At 35.9% G+C, this 2,134-nt stretch carries 1 protein-coding gene and 2 pseudogenes; all 3 read left to right on the top strand.

What is annotated here, in order from left to right; translation table 11 throughout:
• Window positions 1–382: pseudogene (locus CAG65_RS02880) on the top strand (polysaccharide biosynthesis C-terminal domain-containing protein); the annotation flags it as partial.
• A 21-nt stretch (window positions 383–403) separates the two neighbouring features.
• A complete protein-coding gene (alr, locus tag CAG65_RS02885; RefSeq protein WP_161452048.1) occupies window positions 404–1,480 on the top strand; it encodes an alanine racemase in 1,077 nt (358 codons plus the stop codon).
• 60 nt (window positions 1,481–1,540) lie between these two features.
• Window positions 1,541–2,134: pseudogene (locus tag CAG65_RS22150) on the top strand (hypothetical protein); the annotation flags it as partial.

Consider the following 2,134-nt stretch of genomic DNA (forward strand, 5'->3'; position numbering starts at 1 on the left):
TATATATAGTGATAAAATAGAATTTAGTTATGATGTATTTGTGGTTCTTAGCTTGAGCTTTTTGTTTAATACATTGTATATACTTTATACTAATGTTCTTTCTCTAGAAGAAAAAACGGCAAAATACAAAATGTTTGGTTTTCTATTTGCTACGTTAGTAAATATTCCATTAAGTTATTTTTTAACACTAAGATATGGTATTTTAGGCTCCGCAGTATCGACAATGTTAAGCTGTATTTTTGCCGCGTTTATACTTTATGCTCTGGTTAATACTAAAGTAAAACAGCACTACCTTTTAAAAGAAAGCATTGGTTTTCTTCTTAGTGCATGCATGACAGCTTCGATTGTAGTGTACCTAAATACGCATCTAGCAATATTTTAGTAAGGAAGAAGGTAAATAATAGTGTCTGAACCTTACCTACTAATTGATTTAGAATCGATTAAACATAACGCGAAAGTTCTAAGTGCAAAAACAAATGCTAAATGTGAGCTTATTGGCGTAATAAAAGCAGACGCTTATGGACATGGCGCATTAGAAGTTTGTCAAGCAATTGACTCTATTGACACTTTTGCTGTCGCTCGCCTGTCTGAGGGGGTTGCTTTAAAGATCTCTGGTATAAAAAAAAATATTCTAGTTTTCTCTGGCGTTAATACATACGATGATCTAATGCAGGCTATTGAGCATGAACTTATAGTTGTAGTTCATTCCGAGAGTCAACTCGATATTTTGAGAACACTTCCTACAGACTGCGAGTTGCAATGTTGGATTAAGTTTGACAGCGGTATGCATCGTTTAGGGTTACATGCTGATGAGCTTAATCGTACTCTTGAAGCTCTAAAATCTATGCCGAATATCACGGTAAAAGGGATCTTGAGTCATTACTCTTCTGCTGACAATGATTCTGAGCGTAGCCTTTTCCAGTTAGACAATTTTGAAAGTACTACGTCTAACCTAAATGTGAGAACCTCAATTACAAACTCTGCAGGGCTTTTACAAGGTTACTTCACTGGTCAAAGCCATGCTAGAGTCGGTCTTTCACTATATGGCCTATCCCCGTTGGGCGATAAAACTGGTCCAGAATTAGGGCTGCGCACATCTCAATCTTTAAAAGCCTATGTTACCTCGGTGCGTCGCCATTCTAAAGGTGAACCTGTAGGTTATGATGGTGTTTGGGTTTCTGAACGAGACACCAATTTAGCTGTGATTGGGATTGGGTATGCGGATGGCTATCCTAGAAGTGCAAAAAATGGGACGCCAGTGCTGATCAATGGGGTTGAATACCCCCTAGTTGGACGGGTTTCTATGGACTTAATCAGTGTCGATATTGGGAAGGATTCTGTCGTCAAAATGGGAGATGAAGTGACCTTGTGGGGTGATTCTCTACCAATCGAGCACATTGCGAAATATGCTGGAGTTATCCCCTATGAGCTCCTTACGGGTGTTTCTAAGCGTGTAAGTCGTCGTTATTCTAACAGCTAAATGGTCAGCTTTGGTCGTAATATTACATCCAGAGAAAATTAGGTTTTATTTGGTATCAATATGATATTTACATCTAAAGGTTATCTGAATTTATTGATCATAACCTTAATTTTGTTCTTTATATCTAGGCAAAATATAATAGAGTTAAGTTTTCTTTCGGCATTTAATCATGTTTATATTTTTATTTGTACAGCGGCATTTTTCTTAGTTTTACTTTTAAAACCAGTGAAAAAAAAGTTTTTATCCTTATCTTTATTATTATTTGGTTATTCTATTTTTATGATCTTTAGGAGTGGGCTTCCTCCTCTTAACTTAGTGCAAACTTTTTTTACACTTAAATATGTTTTTGTTTTTTTTGTACTGGCGTATGCACTCACATATGACAGGCAGCGTTTGCTGAAAGACTACACCCAATTTCTAACTACTGTGTTACTCGTATCCGTTGTGTTTGTTGCTATAGATTACGCATTTCCTAGTTTGATTTTTCCATTAGCGAAAGATGGTCGTGGAATCATGGGGGTTACTCCAGGTTCACTTTTTGGTTCTCGAGTTTTATACTCTGGATTTCTTCTTTTATACAGTATTTTATTATTATCATTTAAATACAATAATAATTCGAAACGATACTTTATTTATCGACCTAAAGTATACTGG

It is taken from the genome of Vibrio sp. V39_P1S14PM300, assembly GCF_009904765.1.
Taxonomy (GTDB): Bacteria; Pseudomonadota; Gammaproteobacteria; order Enterobacterales; family Vibrionaceae; genus Vibrio; species Vibrio proteolyticus.